Source organism: Maritimibacter sp. 55A14, assembly GCF_003122205.1.
Classification (GTDB): domain Bacteria; phylum Pseudomonadota; class Alphaproteobacteria; order Rhodobacterales; family Rhodobacteraceae; genus QEYE01.
Window position 1 is genome coordinate 248,151 of record NZ_QEYE01000002.1, and the last position, 22,326, is coordinate 270,476.

General features: G+C 58.5%; 11 protein-coding genes. 4 read left to right on the top strand and 7 right to left on the bottom strand.

Going from position 1 to position 22,326, the window contains the following annotated elements; translation table 11 throughout:
- Positions 1-6: 6 nt before the first annotated feature.
- The 4 genes from DDZ14_RS02785 to DDZ14_RS02800 all read right to left on the bottom strand — a co-directional run bounded on the left by DDZ14_RS02785 (position 7) and on the right by DDZ14_RS02800 (position 13,873).
- Positions 7-8,541 carry a hemagglutinin repeat-containing protein gene (locus DDZ14_RS02785; protein WP_146193066.1) on the bottom strand — a complete coding sequence of 2,845 codons (8,535 nt, stop codon included), beginning with the start codon at positions 8,539-8,541 and terminating at the stop codon, positions 7-9.
- 87 nt (positions 8,542-8,628) lie between these two features.
- Positions 8,629-9,468 carry a tetratricopeptide repeat protein gene (locus tag DDZ14_RS02790; RefSeq protein WP_109423413.1) on the bottom strand — a complete coding sequence of 280 codons (840 nt, stop codon included), beginning with the start codon at positions 9,466-9,468 and terminating at the stop codon, positions 8,629-8,631.
- A gap of 245 nt (positions 9,469-9,713) precedes the next feature.
- Positions 9,714-11,411 (bottom strand): ShlB/FhaC/HecB family hemolysin secretion/activation protein, encoded by a 1,698-nt coding sequence (locus DDZ14_RS02795; RefSeq protein WP_146193067.1) that lies wholly within the window; start codon positions 11,409-11,411, stop codon positions 9,714-9,716.
- A gap of 11 nt (positions 11,412-11,422) precedes the next feature.
- On the bottom strand, positions 11,423-13,873 hold the full coding sequence (locus DDZ14_RS02800; RefSeq protein ID WP_109423415.1) for a filamentous hemagglutinin N-terminal domain-containing protein: 2,451 nt from the start codon (positions 13,871-13,873) through the stop codon (positions 11,423-11,425).
- Between the two features lie 70 nt (positions 13,874-13,943).
- Between DDZ14_RS02800 and DDZ14_RS02805 the strand changes: the two genes are divergently transcribed.
- The 3 genes from DDZ14_RS02805 to DDZ14_RS02815 all read left to right on the top strand — a co-directional run bounded on the left by DDZ14_RS02805 (position 13,944) and on the right by DDZ14_RS02815 (position 15,678).
- A complete protein-coding gene (locus DDZ14_RS02805) occupies positions 13,944-14,429 on the top strand; it encodes an invasion associated locus B family protein (protein WP_109423416.1) in 486 nt (161 codons plus the stop codon).
- Positions 14,426-15,313, top strand: coding sequence for a ChaN family lipoprotein (locus DDZ14_RS02810; protein WP_109423417.1), 888 nt, complete (start codon positions 14,426-14,428; stop codon positions 15,311-15,313). Before DDZ14_RS02805 ends, DDZ14_RS02810 begins: the two co-directional genes overlap by 4 nt.
- A gap of 83 nt (positions 15,314-15,396) precedes the next feature.
- Entirely contained in the window at positions 15,397-15,678 is a 282-nt protein-coding gene (locus DDZ14_RS02815) for a hypothetical protein (RefSeq protein WP_146193068.1), read from the top strand.
- Between the two features lie 150 nt (positions 15,679-15,828).
- On the opposite strand, the gene DDZ14_RS02820 is transcribed toward DDZ14_RS02815, so the two are convergent.
- Both DDZ14_RS02820 and DDZ14_RS19295 read right to left on the bottom strand, forming a co-directional pair.
- Complete coding sequence (locus DDZ14_RS02820) at positions 15,829-18,162, bottom strand: hypothetical protein (RefSeq protein WP_109423419.1); 2,334 nt, start codon at positions 18,160-18,162, stop codon at positions 15,829-15,831.
- 954 nt (positions 18,163-19,116) lie between these two features.
- Positions 19,117-19,713 carry a hypothetical protein gene (locus DDZ14_RS19295; RefSeq protein WP_146193069.1) on the bottom strand — a complete coding sequence of 199 codons (597 nt, stop codon included), beginning with the start codon at positions 19,711-19,713 and terminating at the stop codon, positions 19,117-19,119.
- 98 nt (positions 19,714-19,811) lie between these two features.
- Between DDZ14_RS19295 and DDZ14_RS02825 the strand changes: the two genes are divergently transcribed.
- On the top strand, positions 19,812-21,011 hold the full coding sequence (locus tag DDZ14_RS02825; protein WP_109423420.1) for an HNH endonuclease: 1,200 nt from the start codon (positions 19,812-19,814) through the stop codon (positions 21,009-21,011).
- Between the two features lie 315 nt (positions 21,012-21,326).
- Here DDZ14_RS02825 and DDZ14_RS02830 read toward each other — a convergent pair whose 3' ends face one another.
- Complete coding sequence (locus DDZ14_RS02830) at positions 21,327-21,914, bottom strand: suppressor of fused domain protein (protein WP_158275448.1); 588 nt, start codon at positions 21,912-21,914, stop codon at positions 21,327-21,329.
- Positions 21,915-22,326: the final 412 nt, after the last annotated feature.

Consider the following 22,326-nt stretch of genomic DNA (forward strand, 5'->3'; position numbering starts at 1 on the left):
TTCCAGTTACTGTGGTCGGATTATTACCACAGGTGTGTCTGGAGAAAGAACACCTAACACACCTGCTCTAAGCGCATTATTGCCAACCCCTGAAACCGCTCCCTGATCGACTTCATTATATCCAATTGTTTGATTTCTAGAAAGTTCCGCCTTGCCAGTCTTTGTTTCGATAATAGCGATGCCCTTGTCGTTTGAGCCAAGCGGAATTTCGTCAAGTAGGTTGCCATCTAAGTCATAGGCTTTGAAACCTTCTGGAACCGGAGTACTCCTTTGCCCCGGCTGACCAGTGATCACATGATCCGCGCGGCACCTGGTTCCGTCACAGCTTCGCAAAGTTACCTCGGTCTGAACACTTAAGCCGTTTGCTTCGAACTCAACGTTTGCATCATCTACAGCCTGCAGATGCCGCTTACGGTTTTGTGTAATTGTAGCTCCACCCTTTGAAGCCTTTGCTCCTCCGATGTCAATGAACTTATCACCTTTCCTAACAACAACCTTTGCGCCTGCCCCAATAACTTTACCCGCACCCGGGGTGAGGGATAGAATGATATCGGCGCATGTGGACAGACTAGCGTCAGCTGCACAGGAGTACGCAGCGATCAACGTGCCCGACACCGGAAGAAACTCCAATGCAACTCCCGCCATTTGCATAAGCTGGTCTTTTTCAGTCGCAACCTGGTGCAACTCAAACGCACGTATACATGCTATTGATTCAACACCCGAACACTGGCTCTCTGCAAACTGAACTAAATTATCCCTGTTCATGCTGTCGCGGATCAAGGTCCTGCCATCAACCTGCAATGCAAATACAGCGCTGAGAAACGGATGGTCCCGCGGGTTCAATCCCTCAGCGAAAGCTTGTGCTTCGAACAGCTTTAACTTTGTTTCAGCGTCAACAATGCGGTTTCGGTACTGAGAACAGTCCGTACTGGGCTGAAGCAAACAAGTCGCGTAAGCAGTTTGTTGCGTTAGCGAGATTGCTTTATAAGCATCCAATAGTGAATCGATGCAACCGCTCTCATCATTGCAGAGACCGAGTTGATCGGTTAGAGCCTGAAATTGATCCGAGTCAAGAAAGCTTAATTCCGACAAAGAACCGGAAGGCAAGCCCCTAAACTCTCGAGGGATTCCCACTGCCTGGAACGCAGCGTCTTCTGCCTCTCCTGTGGTCAACCCTAAAGCCAGAGCATCTCTATAGGCCCGATTGTAATCATCGAAAAATCGCAAGAGGCTCCTGAACTTGCTGGGTTTTATTTGCCCAGAAAGAACGCCATTGCGATAGGCTACTACGGCAAAATCTCCATCGGCTTTGACGATATCAGGAACTCTGGCCGTCGCGAAATTAATTAGATCGACAGTATCTTCAGCCTGCTGAATCCAGCGACTGAGGTTAACCCCCGGAAGGTCGATCTCGAAGTAGTCGTGTGAGATTACACGCTGCACATTGTCGGTGTCACGGTTGAGCGCACCAAAGTCGAAATCTGCATGATCACGTACAACAATTCTCCCCGCGCCTACGGTCGCATAGGTAACGCCCTGTGTATTACTATAGGCATATGACGGAGCGAAGTCTGCATTTCGCAAATCGATCTCACTTAGACGACCGCCAGTTGAGGCATCAAATCCACCGGATTCCGACACATCGCTGTCATAATAATTATCGAAAATGAAGCTACCGGTATTCAACTCCAAATTTCCAATATCGGAGCTAAGCATAGCTCCCAGTAGGTATGTATCGCGGGCTGTGTGGATACTCAGACGATCCTGAGCGACGATGGTGGTCGGCGTGTCGGTGTAGGTGCGATCTGCATCGACAAAACTTACAGAAAAGGCTCCATCAGTGGAAAAACTGAAACCAAAACTATCCGACTGGTTCGTATTTTGCCGAGATTGAACAATCAGATCCTGGCCCACATCCATGAAGATTTTGCGCGCAAGTGCGTTGGCCCCCATAAACACCGTGTCGAGTCCTGAAACTACATCCAGGTCATCGCCGGCAGTGATGGTGGCGTTGGTGTAAAGCCGGGATTGGCCGGTAGAGCGGTTAAAATCAGCACCGAACGTTAGGCCCCCTTGGGTAAAGCCCAGCGACAAACCCCAACCCGAAGAGCTAGACCTGTCTGTGTCGGCGAGAGCAGCTACAAGTATATTCTCTCCTGCAGACAGAACGGTATCTTCGTCTGCAGAAGCTATTGTGCCACCCACAAGGGACATATCTTTGCCGGCTTCGAGCCATAAATCTCGACCTGCTATCAATTGGCTGACATAGCTTTCGGTCCAGTCTCGCCGTGATCTAAAAAATCCCAACCGGACCTTGATGCCATTCAGGTATCCACCTTTGTTAACAACTCGGCTCTCGTCGCGAACATCTTCGCCCTGAGAGTTAAAGATCCCATTGCCGTTTAACCAGTCAAACGGGTTCAGCTCTGTGAGAAGTGCTTGGCTAAATGTATAGTCAGGATCACGGTTTCGGATTCGCTCACGCTCAATACGTTCTTTGATTGAAGATGACAGCCCGACGCCGTGGTATACTAGTCCAGCAACTCCAAAGACTGTTTGCCATTTGTTTTCTGCCGTCGCCAGCTTGTGTACCGCTGCGAGCGTCGGGTTCGTGGCGACATAGGCCTCCAACACATCATCGCCCTGGATGAGCGCCTCGATGATGGCGCTGCCGCCGAAGCTGATGCCCAAGGACCAGCCCTTGGTGATCAGATAACGGTTGTTCTGATGGGCGTCGAAGGTGATGTCCTCGCCAGCGACGACATCGATGTCGCCACCGGAGAACAGGAGCGCGCCGATCCCCGTCGCATCGCGCCCGGCATCGAGGGAGATGTTGTTGCCCTCGATCTGGCTGAAGGCGGTCTCAAATTCATTCCAGTAGGTTCGGGTGACCCCATAGCTCAGGCCAGCAAATCCGCTCTTCTTGCGGTAATTGGCAAGCTCCTCGGCCTTGGCTTCCAGAATGATGTCGTTGACGGCAGCAAACGTGACGTCCCCGCCCGACGAAATCTTGGCACCTTCGCTGCGTATGTCGTTTCCCGCCTCAAGGGTGATGTCGCCGTATTGCGTATTGATCGTACCTTCGCTGATCACCGCGCGATGCAGGATCTCCTTGCGACGCTTGAGGCCGAAGAGGCTAGAGTCGCTCACATAGTGATAGAGATACTGGCTTGTCAGCGAGCTGTTGACGATATTGCCCTGCGCATCGGCCAGAATGCTGCCGGCGGCGCCGATCACGCTGCCGTTGTTGTCGATGTCGCCGCCGGCCGACATGAGAATCCCCGAGCCGGAGAGCATCTCGGCCGCCTTGTACTCGTGGCCTTGGCGACCGCAGCCATAGCCCACGCATCCGTGTTCCGGTGTCAGCGTGAAATTGTGCCGCAGCGCCTCGTTGCGGATGTCGGTTGCCGCGGTGAGGATCATGTTCTCGCCGGAAAGCAGCGAGCCGCCGAAATTCAGGATGTCGCCGCCGGAATTCAGGACCAGATCGCGCCCGGCAGAAACGGATGTGGAGGTCAGATCGTATAGCCCTGTCTGCCGCGCATAATTGAGCCAGTCGATCTCATCGGTCCCGGCGTCAAGGGTCGGAACCTCGGCAAGATAGACATCCCGCATCAGGGTCCCGAACTGCAAGGTCTCGCCGATCTCGACGAAGGAATCGTAGGCCAGGTCGTCATAGGCCTCGGTCCCTGTGGACACCCAGACATTCTCGGTGACCGGTACATCGACATAGATGTACCCGCCGCAATCCTTGCCGCAGCCGTCCCAGACGAGCTGACGGACCGTGACCTGCTGCTCTTCGAAATAACCGGTCTCACGGGTGCCGTTGCCCATGTTGAGACGGAAATTGGAGTTGATCGCCCCGAGCAGGCCAATCCGGCGGCCTGCATCAAGCGTCAGATCATCGACGGCGGCCAGGGCCGTCTCTCCGACAAGATAGATATCTTCGGCCGCGGTGGTCGTCAGGTCGCCATCAGCCATCAGCACCGTTCTTGGTGTTGCTGACAATTGCTCCAAGGCGCGGTGGGTGGCAAAACGCCATGCAGTAGCATCGAGGAATGCATTCTGCTCGACCGTATCGCCAGAGATCAGGGCGTTCCCGGAGCTTTGACCATCGGGTACGTTTTCTACCACACCAAGGGCATTGGCCTGCAACGTCCCGATCTGGCCCAGATCGGGGAATTCTTGATCCGAGAGCGCCGCCGCCAGGCTTGGCGCGCCGGGATCAACCGTACCAACCGCCATCACGTTGGCGCGGAGTTCGTCCTGCGACGCCTGCTCTGCGAGTGCCAACTGAATCTTGCTGACAGCGGCAGTGATTTGCGTATTGAGCGTGTCAAAAATCGCAGTTTTCTGAGACGCGTAGGACGCCATCTGCGTGTCGTAATCAGACTGGAGCGTGTCGATCTGGGCCTGAAGACCGGGATCAGTATACGCGGCCTCGACACTGGCCACCTCAAGCAGTCTTTGCGTTTCCGCGTCAGTGAGTGCGGTGTCATACGTATCGAGTGCCTGCGCGTCCGCCGCATCCTTCAGGTCGACGTAGTACTGGTTCGGAACCGTGGTCCAATAGCCGCCGCAGCCGCATTTGCCGGCACCCGTGAACACCCATTCCTGCGTGGTCAGAAGCGGTCCATACTCGGCCTCGTTGGCGGCCAGTTGATCCTGATAGGCCTGATCGGCGGATGCGACCGCGGCATCATAGTCGGCCTGAACCTGATCGAGTGCGGGCTGCATTGCCGCCTGCACGGTCGCATCCGGAGCTGTGAGCAGATCGGTCAACGTGCCGAGCTGATCCCGCACGTCGGAATGATAGGTCGAAATTTCACCATTGAGCGCATCGACCTGCGTGCCGAATGTTCCATGCAGATCATCGACCGCGGTGCTGGCATCCGCCTTGAGAGTGGTGAGCGTGTCGCTGTCGATGAGCGAGACGAAGGATTGCACTCCGACCGACCGCGCTGCATCCTTGATATCCGCGCCGGATTGCGCGCGCCGCAGGGCCTCAACAGCGGTCAAAAGCTTGTTGTCGGCCAGAAGCGAGGCGAAGTCTGTGGAGTTTTGCTCGAACGCGGCCTGGTAATTGGCGGCGGCTTGCGTGTCGAACGAGCCCGCCACGGCCGCGACAAGCGCGTCCGTCAGCGCGGTATCGACGCTCAACCCGGTCGCATCCAGGGCCAGGACGGCTTCGGCTTGTGCCACGCGATCACGTTCATCAATGGTGCTTGCCACGGCATTGACCGCAAGCGCGGCAAACTCCGACAACTTCTCGGAAATCTTGAGTATATTGTGCTCGGTCGAGGTGCCGCCGGTCACGAGCGTGGAGAGCTCCGTGGCGGTGGGAATCGTATCCGGATTGCCGGGCGACAGGATGAGCGAAAGCTCCAGAACCAGACGCTGCAGGGCCGCGTCGCTTTCGATATCGATCAACTGATCGGCATCGGCGTAAACCCCGTTCTCGTCCGGCGCGCCGAAGAGTGGGGCGCGGCCCATATCCTGGGCCATCGTATCGGCAATCCTTGCAGCCAACGCCTGCATGAAGCCTTGATCAACGGAAATTTGCTCAAAAGCGGTCGTGCTCTCAGGCGCACCATCGGTGGGAACGACTGAGGACAACTCGGCGATGATTTCATCGAGAAGGATGCTTTCCTGGGCCGCTATGTATTGCGATGTGAGGCTCGGGAGATCGGCCGCCGAGGGCAGTGATGCCTCGAGACTTTGCGTTTGGCTCAAGATCTGTGGAAGGAGTGCATCGAGGAGCGCCAGGGCGGCGGTATCGAGTGCCGCAGCAGACGCGTCGTCCGTGATCAGTTGCTGCAGCATCGCGTATTCATCGAGGCCCGTCGCCAGACTGCCGGTCGCGGCTTCTCCTTGCGTCTCCAGGGCAGTCGCAACCGCGAAGAGAAGGGATTGGGCCACCGCCTCACGACGCGCCGCATCGGTCTGCAAAAGCGAAAGATACTCCGAGACCGTAGAGGTGCTGGGATCGTCATGCCCCAGGCGCCAAGCCTGAACCGCCTCTCCGAGGATGGCACCCACCGCATCCGTGGCGACATCGTCTCTGGCGGCATCGGCCACACCCGCGTTCCCGATCAGGGTGGCGTAGGTCACGCCGTAGGCCGCGTGCTGTTGATCGAAATCGGCGGGGCGGAATATCTGACCGACGAGATCATCGGTGAGTTCCACAAACTCGACCCCCTGCGTGCGGTCGAGCGCGATCGTATCAGGCAGATCGGTGGAATCGATCAGAACCGATTTTGTCGTGGATTGCAGGTCGAGATCGACCGCCGCCAGGAAACGAGCCCCGAGAATAGTCAGGTTTTCCCCGGATGTAACACTGACCGAGCGCCCCACGAGATTGGAGGTCGCGGTGGCCAAGGCGAAACTTTCGTCAACAGTCGTGATGTTGATGATGCTCTTGGTGCAGGTCCCGGTATCGCCACCGGTACAGGTCTCGTTTGCCTCTCGCCGCACACGCTCGATGAATTTGCGCTCGTCATCGACATAACTGGTGAAAATCGCCTGGCCCGCGGCGTTGATCGTCAGATCTGCCCCGGACGAGATCTCGGAGGCCTGGGAGATGAAATCGCTGCCCGCCGCGATATCGACATTGCCGTAGAGCGTGGCAATTCGAGCCGGCGAAAGGATGTTCTTTTCCTCGAAATAAAGATCATTCGCCGTGTATTCCTGATCATAGGCGAATGACTCTATGGAGTATTCCTTGCCGCTATAGACGATGCGCGGCCCGACCAGCTCCACCGCAACATATTCGCTGGCCTCGAAATTCGAGGTTTTCAGCGAGTTGATCACGTCCTGCCCGGCGGTCAGGGACATATTCTGGGCGGCGGCCATGTCGCTGGCGCGGTTTTCGATATTGCGCCCGGCAACAAGGCTCAGATCATTGCCGGCCAAGAGCTCGCCGGCGTGAAAATCAGTGCGGTAGCCGCAGTCCTGAGCCGCGCAACCATCCTCGGCACCAAGCCGGCTTTTGAGCGCAAGGAACTCGTTGATAATGTCGATGCCCGCCGTCAGCACCACATTGTTGGTGGCTGCAATCGCCCCACCGGTATTGACGAAATCGCCGGTGCTGGCCGTCACCGAGACATTCGTGCCGCTCGCCGTCGCACCGTCATCGATATACTCGGCGATGATCTCATGCGCGCCGGCGCGGGCGATCAGTTCCGCGGCCAGATCGGCAGCCTCGCCGCCGTCGAGGAGTTGCGCGTAATAGGCATCGAGATAGTTCTGCAGGACCGGGTCGTAATAGATGTCGTACTCGGTGGCGATCTTGCGCTGCTGCAGAACACTGTCGCCCGCCACAACCGTCAACTCGCCATCGGAAAGCAAGAAGCCGTTATTGGTGAGCGACCCGTTGGCGATATCGACGGTTATCTCTGCGCCCGACACCTCGCCGGCAATGACCGCGAAATCATCGACAGTGATGGCGATCTTACCTTCCAGCTCACCGGAGCCGTTGACATGGTGACCAGTGATCAGTTTCCGACCGTCATAGAGCGTGAAACTGTCACCGCTGATGGTGACATCCCGGGTAGCGGTCAGATCGCCATACTGACGGATGGCCTGCCCTTGCAGGGTGGCACCCAAGGCGACCGTCACGTCCTTGTAGAACAGGTCACCAGCCGAAACCGCTTGCAGCGTATTGCCGTCAACGTCGCCGTAGATATTGACGCCCTGGTCGGTCTCGAGTCCGAGAACCCGCACTTCTCCCCCGGTCAGGGTGCCCGCCTCGCTCGCATCGACCGCAAAGGGCGAGGTCTTCGCGACCAGGCTAGGCGCGGCAACGATCGATGAATTCGAGAGCTGGCTGAAATCCAGCGCCGTCGCCTGCTGCGCGCCGCCTGCGATCACCAGGCTGTTGGCCGGGTCCTGGGCATCCGTCGAGACCGGGCCGGTTACAATCACATGCCGACCCAGAACACCGGCCTGTTGCCCCGCACTGAAACCGTTTGGCCCGATCGTCACTGTGCCCTCAGTGACCAGGAGATCCACGTCGGAGCCATTCACGGACGGCGCGCCGGTGGTCAGGACCGAACTCGTGGAATTCAGGAAGGAACAGCCGTTGCAGGCAATCCCGTTGGGATTGGCTATGATGACCGCGGCGGATTGGCCGAACACTTCGGTGGTGCCGGCAAGCGCTGACGGGGCAGCCGAGGTTACCTCATTGACGATCGTGGTAGCGGGCCCGGACACCAGATTGGGATTGGCGGTGACATTCTGCCCGATGACGCTCACACCCGCCGACGTGGAATTGTTCAGAATGAGCCCTTCCGCGCCAACGTTGAACTCGCTGAACTTGTTGACCGAGACACCGCTTTGCGGGGTTGCGATATCAACTTGCGGCGTGCCGTTGCTCGTTTGCAGAAACCCGGTACCCGGCGCCGACGGATCACCGATCAGCAATGTCTGGGCAAAGGTCTGTGTGACGCTGGACAGGAGAATTGACGCAGACGAGAGAACCGCGACAGCGGACTTGCATGTCCTGACAAATCTACGCTTCGCGCGCATATCAGTAGTAATCACGACCCTCGCCCTCACTGTCTACCGGACGCCCCCACAAGCCGTCCGCACCCCTTGGTATCCTTATGCCCTGCCGCGGATCGGCAGCGACTATTCTTTTTCTTGCTCTGGCGCGTTCGGGCGCCAGGCCTTGGCCAATTGCTGGGCTGCGCGGATGTCTTCGTCGGACATGTCCGGCTCAAGGCGCGCCCGCGCCTCCGCCGCCAGCGGATGATTGAGCGCCGCGGCAAGGTTGAAATAGGAATGCGCCTTCACGAGGCTCTGGTCGACGCCAATCCCGACCGCAAAGGCCTGGCCCAGCGAATATAGTCCGACCGGATTGCCTTCCGCGGCGGTCTGCTGGAAGAGTTGCACCGCACCTGGAATGTCTTGCTCGACATATTTGCCTTCGATGAGTGCGTTGGCATATTCGTTCCTGGCCCCGAGATGGCCCAGATCGGACGCTGTCTTAAACCAGTCATAGGCTGCCGCCTCGTCCTGGCCGACGCCCTTGCCCTCCAGCAGAAGGCTCGCGCAATTATATGCGCCATTGGGGTCTCCCAATTCGGCCGCCTCGCAAATCAGCTGCGCGCCTTGCTCGAAGTCCTGCAAGACCCCGGTGCCTTGGATGTGCAGAACGCCCAGACGGTTCTTCGCCGGCGCAGAGGCTTTGGCGCTGCCGGCGAGGTAGAGCGCAATCGCTGCCTTGAGATCGGGCGCGCTCCCTAGACCCAGCTCAAGCATACGACCCAGGTAGAACGCGCCATCCGCCTGACCGGCCTTGAACGCATCCGCAAAATACTCGGATGCAGCACCGTAGTCCTGGCCATTGAGCGCAGAGAGCCCGGACGCAAGCTGATCCTGGCCTTCTTGCGCGTGCGCGGATTGGTAGATAAAGGCCGCGAAGCTCAGTGCGAGAGCGCACTTGCCAAAAACATTTCCCGAAACCACCTGCCCCGATTTCCCCTGATTACCTCAACCCCTGAGTGTCGCGCGCTGACGCGCCGAGTCACCTTAAACCGGATTTTCGATCCGATGCGAGGTTTTTTTCACGGCTTCGTCATCGGTTCTTGATCGTTTCGTGATCGCCGATAATCTCCCCGGACTCCACCCCCAGTAGATTGATAAATAAGAGTGATTCTGCGACTTTTACCTACCGGACGTGAAAAGAGCCGACAATATGCCGCACGCAGCACCTAAAATAGCTTCGCCGACAAGGAGAGAAGCGCCTGAACCTCACCAGCCGTCTGCCCATTCTCATTCCGCAAAGGCATGGCCAGCGAGCCACTCAGGGTTGTCTTCCCCAATCGCGCGGTCAAGCCGGCGCCAATGCTCACCATATATGCGGCTGTGCGCGTCGCCCGGGAATAGACATGGCCCATATCGGCGAAGAGATATGGGCTGACGCCACCTTGCGCATTCCTCAATGGAGTCCAGTTTCCTGCCGTCTTGAACGCCTTGCCCCAATCGCGGAGATCGAGCGGGCTGGCCTTGAACCGATATTCGGACCGCAGGAAGAATCCGCTGTCGCCCGAGACATCAAACCCGTTATAGCCCCGCACAGAATTCCAGCCGCCGATGGCGAGCTGTTCGTTGGAGAAAAGTGGCGCGTCCGCGATCTGCCCGATGACCGCGAGCGAGAATTGGCGTCCATTCTCCAGGGGGCGAATGTAATTGATGCGAATCTCGAGGGCGGTGTATTCGGCTTGCGGCGCGCCCGGCACCGGCACGGCGGGATCGCGGTCGGCGCCGAGAAACCCCGCCCCGAATGAAAGCGCCGTGTCGGCAGCGATGACCGCTTTCTCCAACCGGTGTTCATGTCGGAACCCGATGCGCCAGGCCGAACGATGCTGCGGTGTGAGCGCCGCGATATTGACGAACCGCTCGTTCCAGTAACTGCTGAGCGCGCCATAGACATAATATTTCGAGCGGGCGTCGCGCATGATGAGGCGCTCAGCGCGTAGACCGAGATTGGCCGTCTGCGTAAACAGATCGGACGTGGGGGACAGATTGGTCAGGGCTTCCGAATAGGACGCGTTCGCGGAGAATAGCCATTTCCGGAACGGCACCGACATGCTGAGTGCAAGCGCATTGCTGTTCTCCGCCCCGGAATAGGAAAGGGTGTAGGTGTCATTGAGCCTCAACAGATCGTCGGCTTCCAGCCCGAGGCGGATCTGCGTCTCGCCGCTCTCATCCGCACCTTGGTTGTCGATACCGACTGTGCCGCGAACCGTATCCACCTTCTGCTCGGTGACCACCACCCGGCTGGTCCCCGGCGCCGTTCCGGCCGTCAGATTGGCATTGGCCTGGGAGGATGCCAATCGGTTGATCTGCTCCAGCCCATGCTCGACATCGCGCAGTTGAAACACATCCCCCGCACGCGCCGGAAAGGCCGACAAGATCTTGCGCTGCGGGCTTTTCCTCGGTTGTCCGTCCTTGTCGAGCTGGGTGTAGACGAAGGCCTCGATCCGCCCCTCCAGCACGTCGATTCTGAGCTCGCGGGAACTGATGTCCTGGGCCGGCACATAAGCGCGTGTGGTGATGTATCCCTTGTCGGCATAGGCGCCCGAAATCCGCTGCAAGAGATGACCGATACTGGCCTGACCGAGGCACCGGCCCGAGAATTCGGCCACGATGGGCTCCAGAACCCGCGGCTTCAGGACGGTGACGCCCGTCAACACGATCTCATCTATCGGAAAACAGACCTCTTCACGCACAACTCCCTTTGCCTCAGGCGCGACCACTTCCTGACCGGCTTGCGCGCGTTCGAGTTCTTCGAGACGTTCCCGGCGGCGTTGCTCCTCGAGAATCCGGCGGCCCGGGTCCTGCTCCTGCGCATGCAGACCGGATCCGACCGCGAGCAGCAGAAGCGCCGCCGATATGAGTCTGCGCAAGAGCACCTGTGCTAGAACACATTCCAGAATAGCCCGATGGGCTGGCGGCCGATGATCTGCTGCTCGGTCGAAATGTCCGATTCAATGCGGGTTCCGTTGACGATCAACTCGCCACCGGAAAAAACGTTCGTGCCGCCCAGCACGACGTCGCCGTTGATGGTAATGGTCCCGGCCGGAGAACGCAGCGCACCGAATTCATAATTGCTTACGAGAAATGCGGCCCGGCTGCCGACCAGGCGACCGACACCGCCCTTCTGATCGATAAAGGCCGCGGTCAAGATCGGAATGAACCGGGTGACGGGCGCGGTAATCGAGACACCGTTGGCACCATCGATCCGGCCGGCGACGCTTGTGATCTCTTGACCGGCGGCGATCGATACGCGGTCAGACCCCGTCACGTTGCCGCCAACCGTTCGCAGGTTGGAAAAGCCCGAGGTCTTGCAGAACAGCTTGCAGCTTTGTGAAAATTTCAGCCGTCCCACCTGGCGCGATTCATTGGTGAACTCGTCCACTGCCACAATATCGACCCTGGCGCCGGTAATATCCGCGCCAATACTGCGGATCGATCTGGCCTGAAGACTGACATCGCCCACCCCCAGGATGAAGGATTGCTCGCCGTCGATCTCCCGCTCGCCATAATCGGCGAAGACATCGAGTTTGCGCGAGCGCTTCAGAAACAGGCTGCCAAGAAGGCGCCCGCCCTTCGTCCGAGAGATGGTGTAGGGCGTGGTGTCCTCTGTGAACGCGGTTTCATTGACGATGTCGGCCTGAGTTGAGATCGTGATCGCGGCATTGGAAAAGAGGCGCCCGGTTCTGTTCACTATATCGCCACCGGCCGTGACGTGCAGATCATCCGCTGCCCCAAAGGCCACGGCCAGACGTCGCACCGACAGGCTTTCGTTCAGGATCCCGCCTGCAGAGATAAGTGTCATTCCGCCCAAGGACTCCGCATCGCCCGCCGACGCCACGTTGCCCTGTAGCAGGCTGCCATAGTTTCGGACGTCCCCGGAACGGGTCTTGGCCAGGAACCCGCCGCTTGTGGCCACGAGTTCGGTGCGCGGCTGGCTTTCGCTCTCGGCCCCGAACCGTAGCGCTGCGGCGTCGAGCCGAATGTCGCTCTGAGCGGCAATCACGGAGGCGTCGAAGCTGAGCGACGCGTCGCTCAGTACCCGAAAATCCTCACCGACACTCCCCTGCACATCCTCAAGCGAGATGACGTCATTGGCCGCAAGCCGGAAATCACCAGCGGTGTCTATCGAAAGCCCGTCAAACGCCACCTCACCACCGGCTGTCAGGACCACATGGCTGCCGGGAGAGTTCAATGCCGCACCCTGCCCCGAAGGCAATGTCTTGGTCCGGATCTCGCCATCCACCAGCAAAGTGACGCCCCCGGAAGACGCCAGATTGTCCGACGCGATGGCGGCCCCTGACAGCCTGGATGCACCCAGATCCAGGTTCCCCGCCTTGAGATCGAGAACCACCCCGCTCTGATCGGAGATGATCTCGGCCCGCCGCGTATCCGAGGAGGTCAACTCTGCCGAGCCTGCGTTGATGTTCACCGAACCGTTGGCCTGGATGCGCGCCTCTGAAAGCTCGATCCGTCCGTCGCTCCGCAAACGAAATCCGCCGGCCGAAGCCATCTGATCGCCGGCAAAGCGCACCCCGGCACCGGCATCGGTCACCGCCACGCTGATCCGCCCGGCGGACAGCGAGCCCTGTCGGGTGATGTCGACCAGGATCGCATTCGATGCGTCCATCCCCTGGTCGGTCACCAGCGCCCAGGGCAGCGCGCCGCCGCGGCTCGCATCGAAACTGACACGGCCATCGCCCGCGATGATGTTGACATGCGACGCACCGTCGATCGCATCGAAACCGACCGGCCCATCGACACGCAAGGATTGCGAGATCAGCGCGAGCTCTTCCATGGTGCCGCTCAGCCCGCCGGCCTCAATTGTGATGTCGCCTGCCCCAACAGAGGCGAGCACTTCCCCTGCCGCATTCCGGCTTAATGTCCCGGTAGTCAGGGCCACATTTCGCGTGTTCTGAAACCGCCCGCCATTCACGGTAATGCCGTTTGGGTTGGCCACAATCACATCTGCCGTGGGGCCGACGACGCTCAGTTCCCCGGCTATGGTGGTCACCTTGGCTGACGTCACCTCATTGAGAATGGTCCCAGCCGCAACCACGGAGTTATCAAGCGTCACGCCTGAGGCGGGCACGGAGAAATCGGTGTAAGTGTTGTGGCTGATGGATGACGCATCCGCGGGCGCAATCCCGACATTGATCTGACCTGAAGGAGACAAGTTGACGGTCGTGGCCGTACCGCCATCGGGCACCACAGACTGGGCGGCCACCGAACCGACGGTGACAACCACGACCAAAAACGTACTAGCCGCGAGATGAAATGCCGCATTCGAGAAACGGTTTGGATGGCGCAAGGAACCGGAAATCACACCTTGCATCTGGCAAAAAACTCCTGAAAACAGATAGACAACTTAAGGCCGGATAAACCAACTTGGGCTAACGAGAAAGATGAAATATTTGAGCGCGCGGTTGTTTTTGGCATTTTTCCTTCTCCTGGCCCCCGTCCAATCCGTGCACGCGCAGGAACAGATTGCGGGTGACGCAGCGGTCTTCGACGACTGGCGCGTCGCCTGCGACCAGGCGCAGCCCTGCCGAATGGCGCAGTCGGTGGTTCAGGTCGCGAGCAAGCGTCTCATCCTGCAGGTCAAGGTCTTCAAGGGGGACGAGCCGACGATGCTTCTGAGCTTTCCGTTGGGCATTCTGCTCAACACCGGTTGGCAGTATCAGATCGACGGACGGTCCCCCACATTGCGGCCCTTCGAGATCTGCAATGCCGACGGGTGTCACGCCGGGATCAAACTCTCGCAATCCTTGCTCGCCGCGCTCAAACGGGGTCGAACCCTGTCCGTCACGTTTTTCGACGCCGGCCGGACCAAGGTAAATCCGCAGATATCCCTCATCGGATTCACGAAAGCTTATGAGTCCCTGCCATGAAGACCTTGATGCATTGCCTCTGCCTTTTGATCGGCATCGCATTGCCGCTTCAGGCCGACGAGGCAAATCCGCTTGCAGGTCAGATCTGGGATGTCTCGAATGAGCAATTCGTTGCGTTTGGCACGATGCTCGAAGGCATTCAGTCGAAAGCCTATATTCTCATTGGCGAGCGCCATGGTCGCGCGGCGCATCAGGGGCGCGAGGCCTTCGTCATCGGCGCTCTTGCAGAGGCCGGACGTTATCCCACGATCGCATTCGAGATGCTGAGCGAGGCGCAGGACAGCATCGTCAGCGGCTACCGGCGTGACAATCCCGAATACGCGCTTGGGCTCGCAGTGCCCTTGAAATGGTACGACAGCAATTGGCCGGCCTGGAGCTTCTATCAGCCGGTCTTCGATGTAGCCTTTGCCACAAAGGCCGAGATCGTAGGCGCCGACCTCAATGAGGTCGAGCAGAACGCGGTGGCGACGCGCGAGATTTCCGAGGCTGAACTGACATCGCCCAGTCTCGCCTATTACGAGGCGCAGATGTCCAAGGCGCATTGCAATCTGATCGAGCCCGAGCGCGCTAGGGAACTGGCACGCATCCAAATGGCCCGCGATGCGCATATGGCCGAAATCCTAAAAGCAAAAAAGCATCACCGCGACGGGATCGTACTGGTGGTCGGGTCCGCGCATGTCAGAAAAAATGTCGGCATCCCGAAACATTTGCCAACCCAAGATACCGTCGTCATCGCACTCAAAGAGTCGGCTCAATCGCTCCAGACCTTCGAAGCCGCGCCCCAACAGGTCATAACGGGGCCGCTCACCGATTTTGACTATATCTGGTTCACCCCGGAAATTGACGAAACCTCCCTTTGTGATCGGATCGGAACAATAGAATGAAATCTATATGCGCAGTTACAATTGCCTTGCCTTGTCTCTTCCTCGCGGCCTGTGGTGAGACGAAAGAGAACCGGGAAGCGCGCTTGACACAATTTGACGGCAAGCCCTTGGATCAGGTGGTGTCCGTCATTGGCCCGCCGGACAGCCGCGACGGTTCGAAGGCGATCTGGACATATGAGCGCATCTCAACCAACCGTGTGCCCGTCCAACACTACATAAACGGACGATATGTCACGATCGGTTTCCGCACCGAGCGTATCCGGTATCACTGCACCTACACGGCCGCGCTGAACGCGGGGCGCATTGCGTCGAGCCAATACGATGGCAACAATTGCTACCCCTTTGCCCCGAAACTGCCAACATGACGGGAAATCGGGACTTCCCCGAAGGCCGCGAAGACCTTCGCCCATGGGACCCAATGTGATCGCGCTTTTGCACATCCATTGATGCGCCCACCTTTGCGGCACGGCGTCGGGCCGGGGTGCCCCGCAGGTTGCGCGCCGGGCGTGGCGAAGTCAGCATCCCTTGAACGCCAGCTGGCTCATGCGCGAGATCGTTCGGCAGTTCGCCCGCCATTGGCGGTTGCCGAAGGACGATTTCCGTTGAAACTCGATATTCGCCAGGATGGTCTGGGCCAAGATCTCGCCGGTCCTGTGCTTGTCGGGTTGGCGCGCCACAACGAACTCGATGGCAGGCAGGTCGAGCGTGTTCAGAATCGCCGAGTTTCTCGCGAAGAACCCGTCCGAAAAACTCACTTCCAGCGCCGACATCGTCCGGCCGAAACCGTCGGGGAAGCCATACTTGCGAAACATCTCGTCAAAGCCTTGTCCCGCCAGCCGATCGCCGAGTGCCGTCGTTGAGCGATAGATGAGCGGGGCATCGCTGCAGACCGCATTGAAATAGCTCGAACTCAGAACGAAATATCGGCAATGTTCGAAGCTGGCCTCCAGCGTGTTCAGCATGATCGAGATGCCATCCTGATCGATCGTCAGGTCGAACCAGCCGGAGTAGACGCCATGATCCGCAAGCCGGGTTTTGACAATGTCGTAAAAGTCCCGCGTGTAGAGTTTCGAGGCTGAATAATATCGCGGACTGGTGACCGTGTTTACGATGGCGTCGTATACGTGGTCGTCCTGCATGAGCATGCTGATCCCGTCATCCAGGATGATCTCGGCCGAACCGCGTGTCATGATCCCGCGGTTCTCCGAGGAAAAGTGTTTCGGGATCTCGAAAATGGCTGGATTGATCTCTACGACGCGTGTGTGATCGAAGATCCGCGCGGTCGCCCCGGCGGTGATGCCGGTCCCCAGGCCCAGCACGAGCGCGGTGCCCGTTCGACCGCTAAACATAGCCGGCGTGGCCCCAACGGTCACCTCATGCAATTCGGACTTGCTATTTGGCCCGAAGGTCAGGCTCCGATAGCCATTGAAGAGCAGGGCTTGCGTGCCGTCGTTGAACGACACCACTGAAGCGCTTTGATCGAATGCTCGGTATGTGTCGGAGGATCGGTAAGTCTTCAAACCATGGTCGAGTTGTTCCCGCGAGGCCAGAACGCGATAGCCCAGAAGCAGTTCGACCCCGGGCCAGTTCCTGACCCCGGCGAAGATCAGAGTGGCGCCGATACAGGCCGCCCCGAGCATAGTTGCAAGCCTTGGACGCTTACCGACGGCAAGGAGCCAGGCGGATGCCGAAAGCCCCACGAGAACGACCGCGATCATGGGCAGCGGCAGATAGGGATGGAGCAGGCAGTACATTACCAAAACGCCGGCACCATTGCCGAAACTTGAAACCGCCAGAAGCGGACCGGACAAGGCGACCGGATCTCCGGGATGGGCTCTTGCCGCGAGCGGCACGAGACTGCCGAACAGAATGAAGACGGGCAACGGGAAACCCCCGAGCAAAACGACCTTCGCGACAAGTTCGAAAGTGTCGCTGCTGCTTGCGTCCCTGACGCGCCCCCAAACGTCAATGAAAGCGGGCACAAAGACGAGGAAAATCAACAGCGCCGCCGAGATCATGAGCAACACGTCCTGGAAGACGATCCTCCCCCGAAGGGCGATCCATGCGCCCAGGGCGATCCCGGCGATGGCAGAAGCCAGTGTGATCGCGAAGTTCTCATTCAACGGACCGAATACCGAGAAAGACAAACGCAGCACGAACAGCTGGAACACGCCGCTCGCCAGGCTCGCCAGAAAAAGCGCCATGAGCAGGCGCCAGACATATGGTGCGGCTTTCTCGACGGGCCGGGATAGCGGTGGTGCCGCCCGCGACCACAACAAGCCCGCGCCAATCATCAGGTTCAGCCCGGCGATGACATACCCGGTCACCTGCAGCCCGGCGTGGCGGATCAATGCAAACTCGATGACCAGAAGACTCAGAAAGGCGCCCAGATTGTAGAGCCCGTAAATTCGCGTGAAGACCGCGCCATCCGGTTGCGCAGAATTGCGCGCATAGGCGGAGAATAACGGCACGCAGGTGCCGATCAGAAAGGAGGGCAGCCCGAGCAGCAGGATGAGTTTTGTGGCGTTGACAAGCGGCGCGGCGCCGAGGCTCACGATCGCAAATCCCCAGTACGAGAATGCCGTCACCATGCCAAACGCGTAGAGCCCGATCGTGATCTCAATTCCCGCCAGGGACCAGGAAAACCGGCCGCTCTGCCAAGCGCCAAACGCCACGCCGAAGAAGACACCACTCAGAATGATGCCGCTCATCAGGAAATTGTCGCCGAAATAGTTCGAAAACAGCCGCGCCAGAATGATCTCATACGCAAGGCCGCAAGAGCCTGACAGAGCGGCTAGGAACGGCACAAGAAAGACCGGCTTCGATCCGGCCCGTTCATTTCTTCCCATACTCTGCCGTGGCCTGCTTTTACGTGAACTCTCTCGAAACGCTGTTTACGCGTATGCGCAACGAGCGTGAAACGCAATATGATGCCGCACGGATACGCCAGATGCGGCCGGCCGATATTCGCCACTGTCCAATACATCCACGGACGATAGCGACCTGCTTGGTCCTCTGGCGCAGATCGGGTTCGTCCGGTCACACGTTGCGGTGCCGCGCACACGAGCGGACGACCCCAAGAACGGAGCGCGCCCGCCGCAGGCTCGCGCCGAAGGTGACCAAATCTTTCCGCATTGAAGACAGTATGACGCCAGCGTCTCGCCACGCCGGGTGGCTAGAATTATCTGCGTCACGAGTGAAGGGAGTGGGTTTAGTGAGTGGTGGGAGTGTGTCATTTCATGACGAGCGCGGCGATCCTCCCCACCCACAGGGGATCGCCGCCACTGGGTCCACGCTGCTACGCATTCGTGTCACCAGAACTGCAACCCCAGATCGCTGCCCAGCAGACAAGCGCATGTCGCTGCGCCTGCTCGGAGAATCTTCGCATGGAGAAAGGACTTCTCCTGCAGTACGGCAGGCCCTCCGCACTCGCGGCGGGTCAGCCAGACGCAACCGGCCGATTCTGTTGAAAAAGTCGGTGTCTGGCCGAGAACGGGCAGATCGGCAGAACATCATCCCGCAGTTGCGCCATTTCGCAAATTCTGTTTCCTCCAGGTCGATCTGTAGGAACATTGCTCCAAGTTTTCGAGGCGATTTTCGGTTTGCGGAGTTTTTCAACGGAATAGGCCCAGAGCGGAAGTTTAGGAAGGCGTCAAACGCTGCGGTGCAGCTTCCCCAAATCTGCCATTCATGCTTCGCCGCAGCAGAGGCACACATTTCAAGTGTTCAATTTCATGAAGACGGCATGAACTTGCAAATGTCAGCCTTTGGTCAGGTGGGCCAGGGATATTCTCGAAAGGCACTTAGCAGGCGCGGCGTCGATGCCTTGGGTTCGGCGAACAGGCTGATATCCTGACCCGGCCGGCACAAACGGAAGAACCGAGGCCAACTCCGCACAGCTTGTCTTTATAGATGCAGAGACAGTCCTCGATCTCTGCCGCAGTCAGCGGCGCAAACGCGGCGGGAAGTTGATCTTTTTCAATCATTTTTCCGGAGAACCCGAGCCCTGCGGCTCCGGTCCGCGCGCCCGCATGTAGGTAGACCTTCTCAGGTGCAAGACCCAGAAAGGCACCAATTCGGTGCGCGGTGTCATACACAGTAAGTTCACCAATACCGCGGATGGACCTGATTGTGTGATTGACGACTACGAGTAGCGCATCGAAATCTTGCGCAGCCGAAATCGATTCCGAGTTTGCGAGTAGTTGGCGTTCGGCTTCACCGAGGACCCTGTTAGGGATTCGACGCTGGTGAGGGTGTCGCTTCCCATCAGCGCGCCGGCAGTTTGCAGCCATCATGATCGCGTCTGATAGGTTCGGCTGGCTCGAAAAAAACAAGATTTCTTCTCGTGCTTTCGTCCGGCAGCGATCAATATAATCAGCAACGCAGGCATGAATAGACATTCAGACTTCCTCGCAAAGCATGATGTTACGAGAGCATAGGACAACGCGTGGCGCTTGTCGAAGAGTCGTGAGAAAGTGAGGGAAAGGGAGGAGTTTTTATGTCCGAGATACTGGACAAGCTCGCAGAGAGCGATGACGAGATTGATCGCGACCTAGCTGCAGTACTACGACACTGGCAGGATGCCCGAGCCGAAAGGGGGCTGAAAAGAAACCTCGGCTATGAACCACGGGATATCTCATCAGATGGCGCCATCAGCGTCATTTCACGGCGGGTCCTGAAAGGTTCCGCGGGCTTCGAGGACGTCGATCCGCAGCAGAGCTATGAGGCTATTGTCCTGAGACATTCCAACAAATTTGAACAGGATGTGGTCGCGGCCGCTGAACTGCGCATTAGGAATGGTTCTGCCGCCGCGCACGCTTTTGACGCACAGGAAGTTCGGTTCCTGATCAAGTCGACATCACCCGAGCTGTTCGGTGAACCGGGTGTTCCGCAGACGATCGAGGCTTGGTGTGGCAGAGAGGCAGTGATTCCGACCTTCGTCAGCGACTTTCGATTCGGAGAGCCGATGATCGCGAAAGGCTTCCGAAGCCTAATCTGGTTCCACGAAGTGACGAAAGATGGAGAACGCGGGAACGGTCTGAGCGCGATCGTGGAATTCGGACCACCCGACGCAGAGCGGCACGCGACAGTCGCCGACGTGCATTTCTTTCCCCATCCTGTCGGCAATGAGGTTCTCGAAGAGCACCGGAACGCCGACGAAATGATTGGCAAGATACGCGGCTTCAATCATTCGCGGATTTGGCCGGTGACCCAAGACACGATTTCACTGCTCCTCACAGCGGCGGAAAGAAAGACGCGTCAGATTTCTGAACTAAACGGCATTTCGGACGCCCCCTTTGATCCAGAAAACATAGTGCCGATCGAAGAAACCACGGCGCTGCGCGGTGTCGTGGTTCGACAGTTTCAGGCGGCGTTCAGGAACAATCTGCTCTCATTGAGACCGCATAAATGCGCAATAACCGGCACCACTGAGGTTTTCGTCTTGGAGGCTGCCCACATTGTTCCTTACGCAACCGGACACCCCGCCAGGGATCGGCCCGAAAACGGCCTCCTCCTCCGACGTGATATACACAAGCTGTTTGACGACGGGCTGATTTCGATCGACCCGGACACACGTAAGGTGTGTGTTTCGCAGCGACTGACGGACCCGGATTACATGGCCCTTAGGGACATTCTAGTGGAGGACAAGGTCTCCAAAACCTGCCTGCAGTTTCACTACGATCACTTTTGGGGGTGATTTTCAGAGATGACAAACTTGTTCCGCCGAACGGCCCTGACCGGCCGCTCGACTTCGATGGCATGCCGCTGTGCGGCTTCCTCGAAACGGCCATTCGTGCATCGCGCAGTATTTCTGGTTGGGCAATGCCGACGATCGCGCGGACAATCCTGCCGCTTGATGCGAGCGTTCTTGTGGCCGCACATCGCCCAATCCATCAAGGACCAGATTGAGAAACGCCGCGGCGCGGCCATGTGAAATGGACCTTCGCACCCGCTGCAGCGCCCCCCTGACATCCGGCGGTTGCGACGAATGCCTGCCCCGACGCCAACATCCTCACACTTCTGACTGTCTTGCCAGGTCGAAGTATTCCGTCTGCCGTTCCAGGAAGATACTTTCCAACTGGTCGAAACCTGCACGCAGGAAAAACTGTCTCTCGCTTTCGCTGATAGGGAATGCCATCAGCCAATGGACCGTCCCGCCGTCTGGCAACTCGATACGTGACAGCCCCTTCCAGGGATAGGGTGGACAAAGCAGCAGGTGCGGAAACCGCGTGTCCGGGATGCGATCGCCAAATACATCGGCAAAAAGGATCTCGGGCGCGGCGAACCAATTGCCCTTCCGAACCGCCTCGCAGGCGTCAGCGATAGCCTCGGCGAAACCACTGATCTCATTGCCACAGACACCAGCAATCTCAACGCTGATGTCCTGTCCGTCAACAAGGTTCCGGGATCGATGCAGTGTCAGTGACGAATAGCTCGTCCATCCTTCAACCGGGCTGTCTTCGCAACGGAGGATGTCTGTGAAACTCTCTTCGCCATGATGGATCCGAAGCACCTTCCGGCGACCTTGAAACGCTTTATAGGCTGCCGCCGCAACGGCCCGACCTGAAGTTGACGCCTTCTCGAAAGGTGTGTCTGACACGATTGCCTCCGGCGGTCCTCAGCGTTTCTATATTCGATCTCATCGGGCATGCGCAATCAGGTCGCCACCGTCACCAATGCCGCGCGTTGAACGAGCGCCCGATCCGGGCTCCACGCCGACCCGCAGTGGTGCAGCAACGGGGACGGGGCCAGTGACACTCGCCACCAGCAAGGTCGGCCCAGAGCAGCCGTTCGGCGCAGAGGCGGTGCCGCAGCGTAGCGTCGCCATAGCCGCCGTCCGAGCGAAGTCTGGCTAGCTGTGTCATCGCACGTCGAACGAGGCATTTGATAGGTTCGGGACCTTGGGCGTGGCAGGAATTCACACTGTGGACGTCAACCTGCCGTTTGCCTTGCCCGAGCGAAAGGCAACAGATCAATCGTTCAAAGAGTATTTCGTCATCAAAGGCAATTCT

Bases quoted from the DNA above. Each gene is read 5' to 3' on its own strand.
- DDZ14_RS02800 (WP_109423415.1), bottom strand. From the start codon at position 13,873: ATGCAAGGTGTGATTTCCGGTTCCTTGCGCCATCCAAACCGTTTCTCG.
- DDZ14_RS02805 (WP_109423416.1), top strand. From the start codon at position 13,944: ATGAAATATTTGAGCGCGCGGTTGTTTTTGGCATTTTTCCTTCTCCTG.
- DDZ14_RS02810 (WP_109423417.1), top strand. From the start codon at position 14,426: ATGAAGACCTTGATGCATTGCCTCTGCCTTTTGATCGGCATCGCATTG.
- DDZ14_RS02820 (WP_109423419.1), bottom strand. From the start codon at position 18,162: ATGGGAAGAAATGAACGGGCCGGATCGAAGCCGGTCTTTCTTGTGCCG.
- DDZ14_RS19295 (WP_146193069.1), bottom strand. From the start codon at position 19,713: ATGTCTATTCATGCCTGCGTTGCTGATTATATTGATCGCTGCCGGACG.
- DDZ14_RS02825 (WP_109423420.1), top strand. From the start codon at position 19,812: ATGTCCGAGATACTGGACAAGCTCGCAGAGAGCGATGACGAGATTGAT.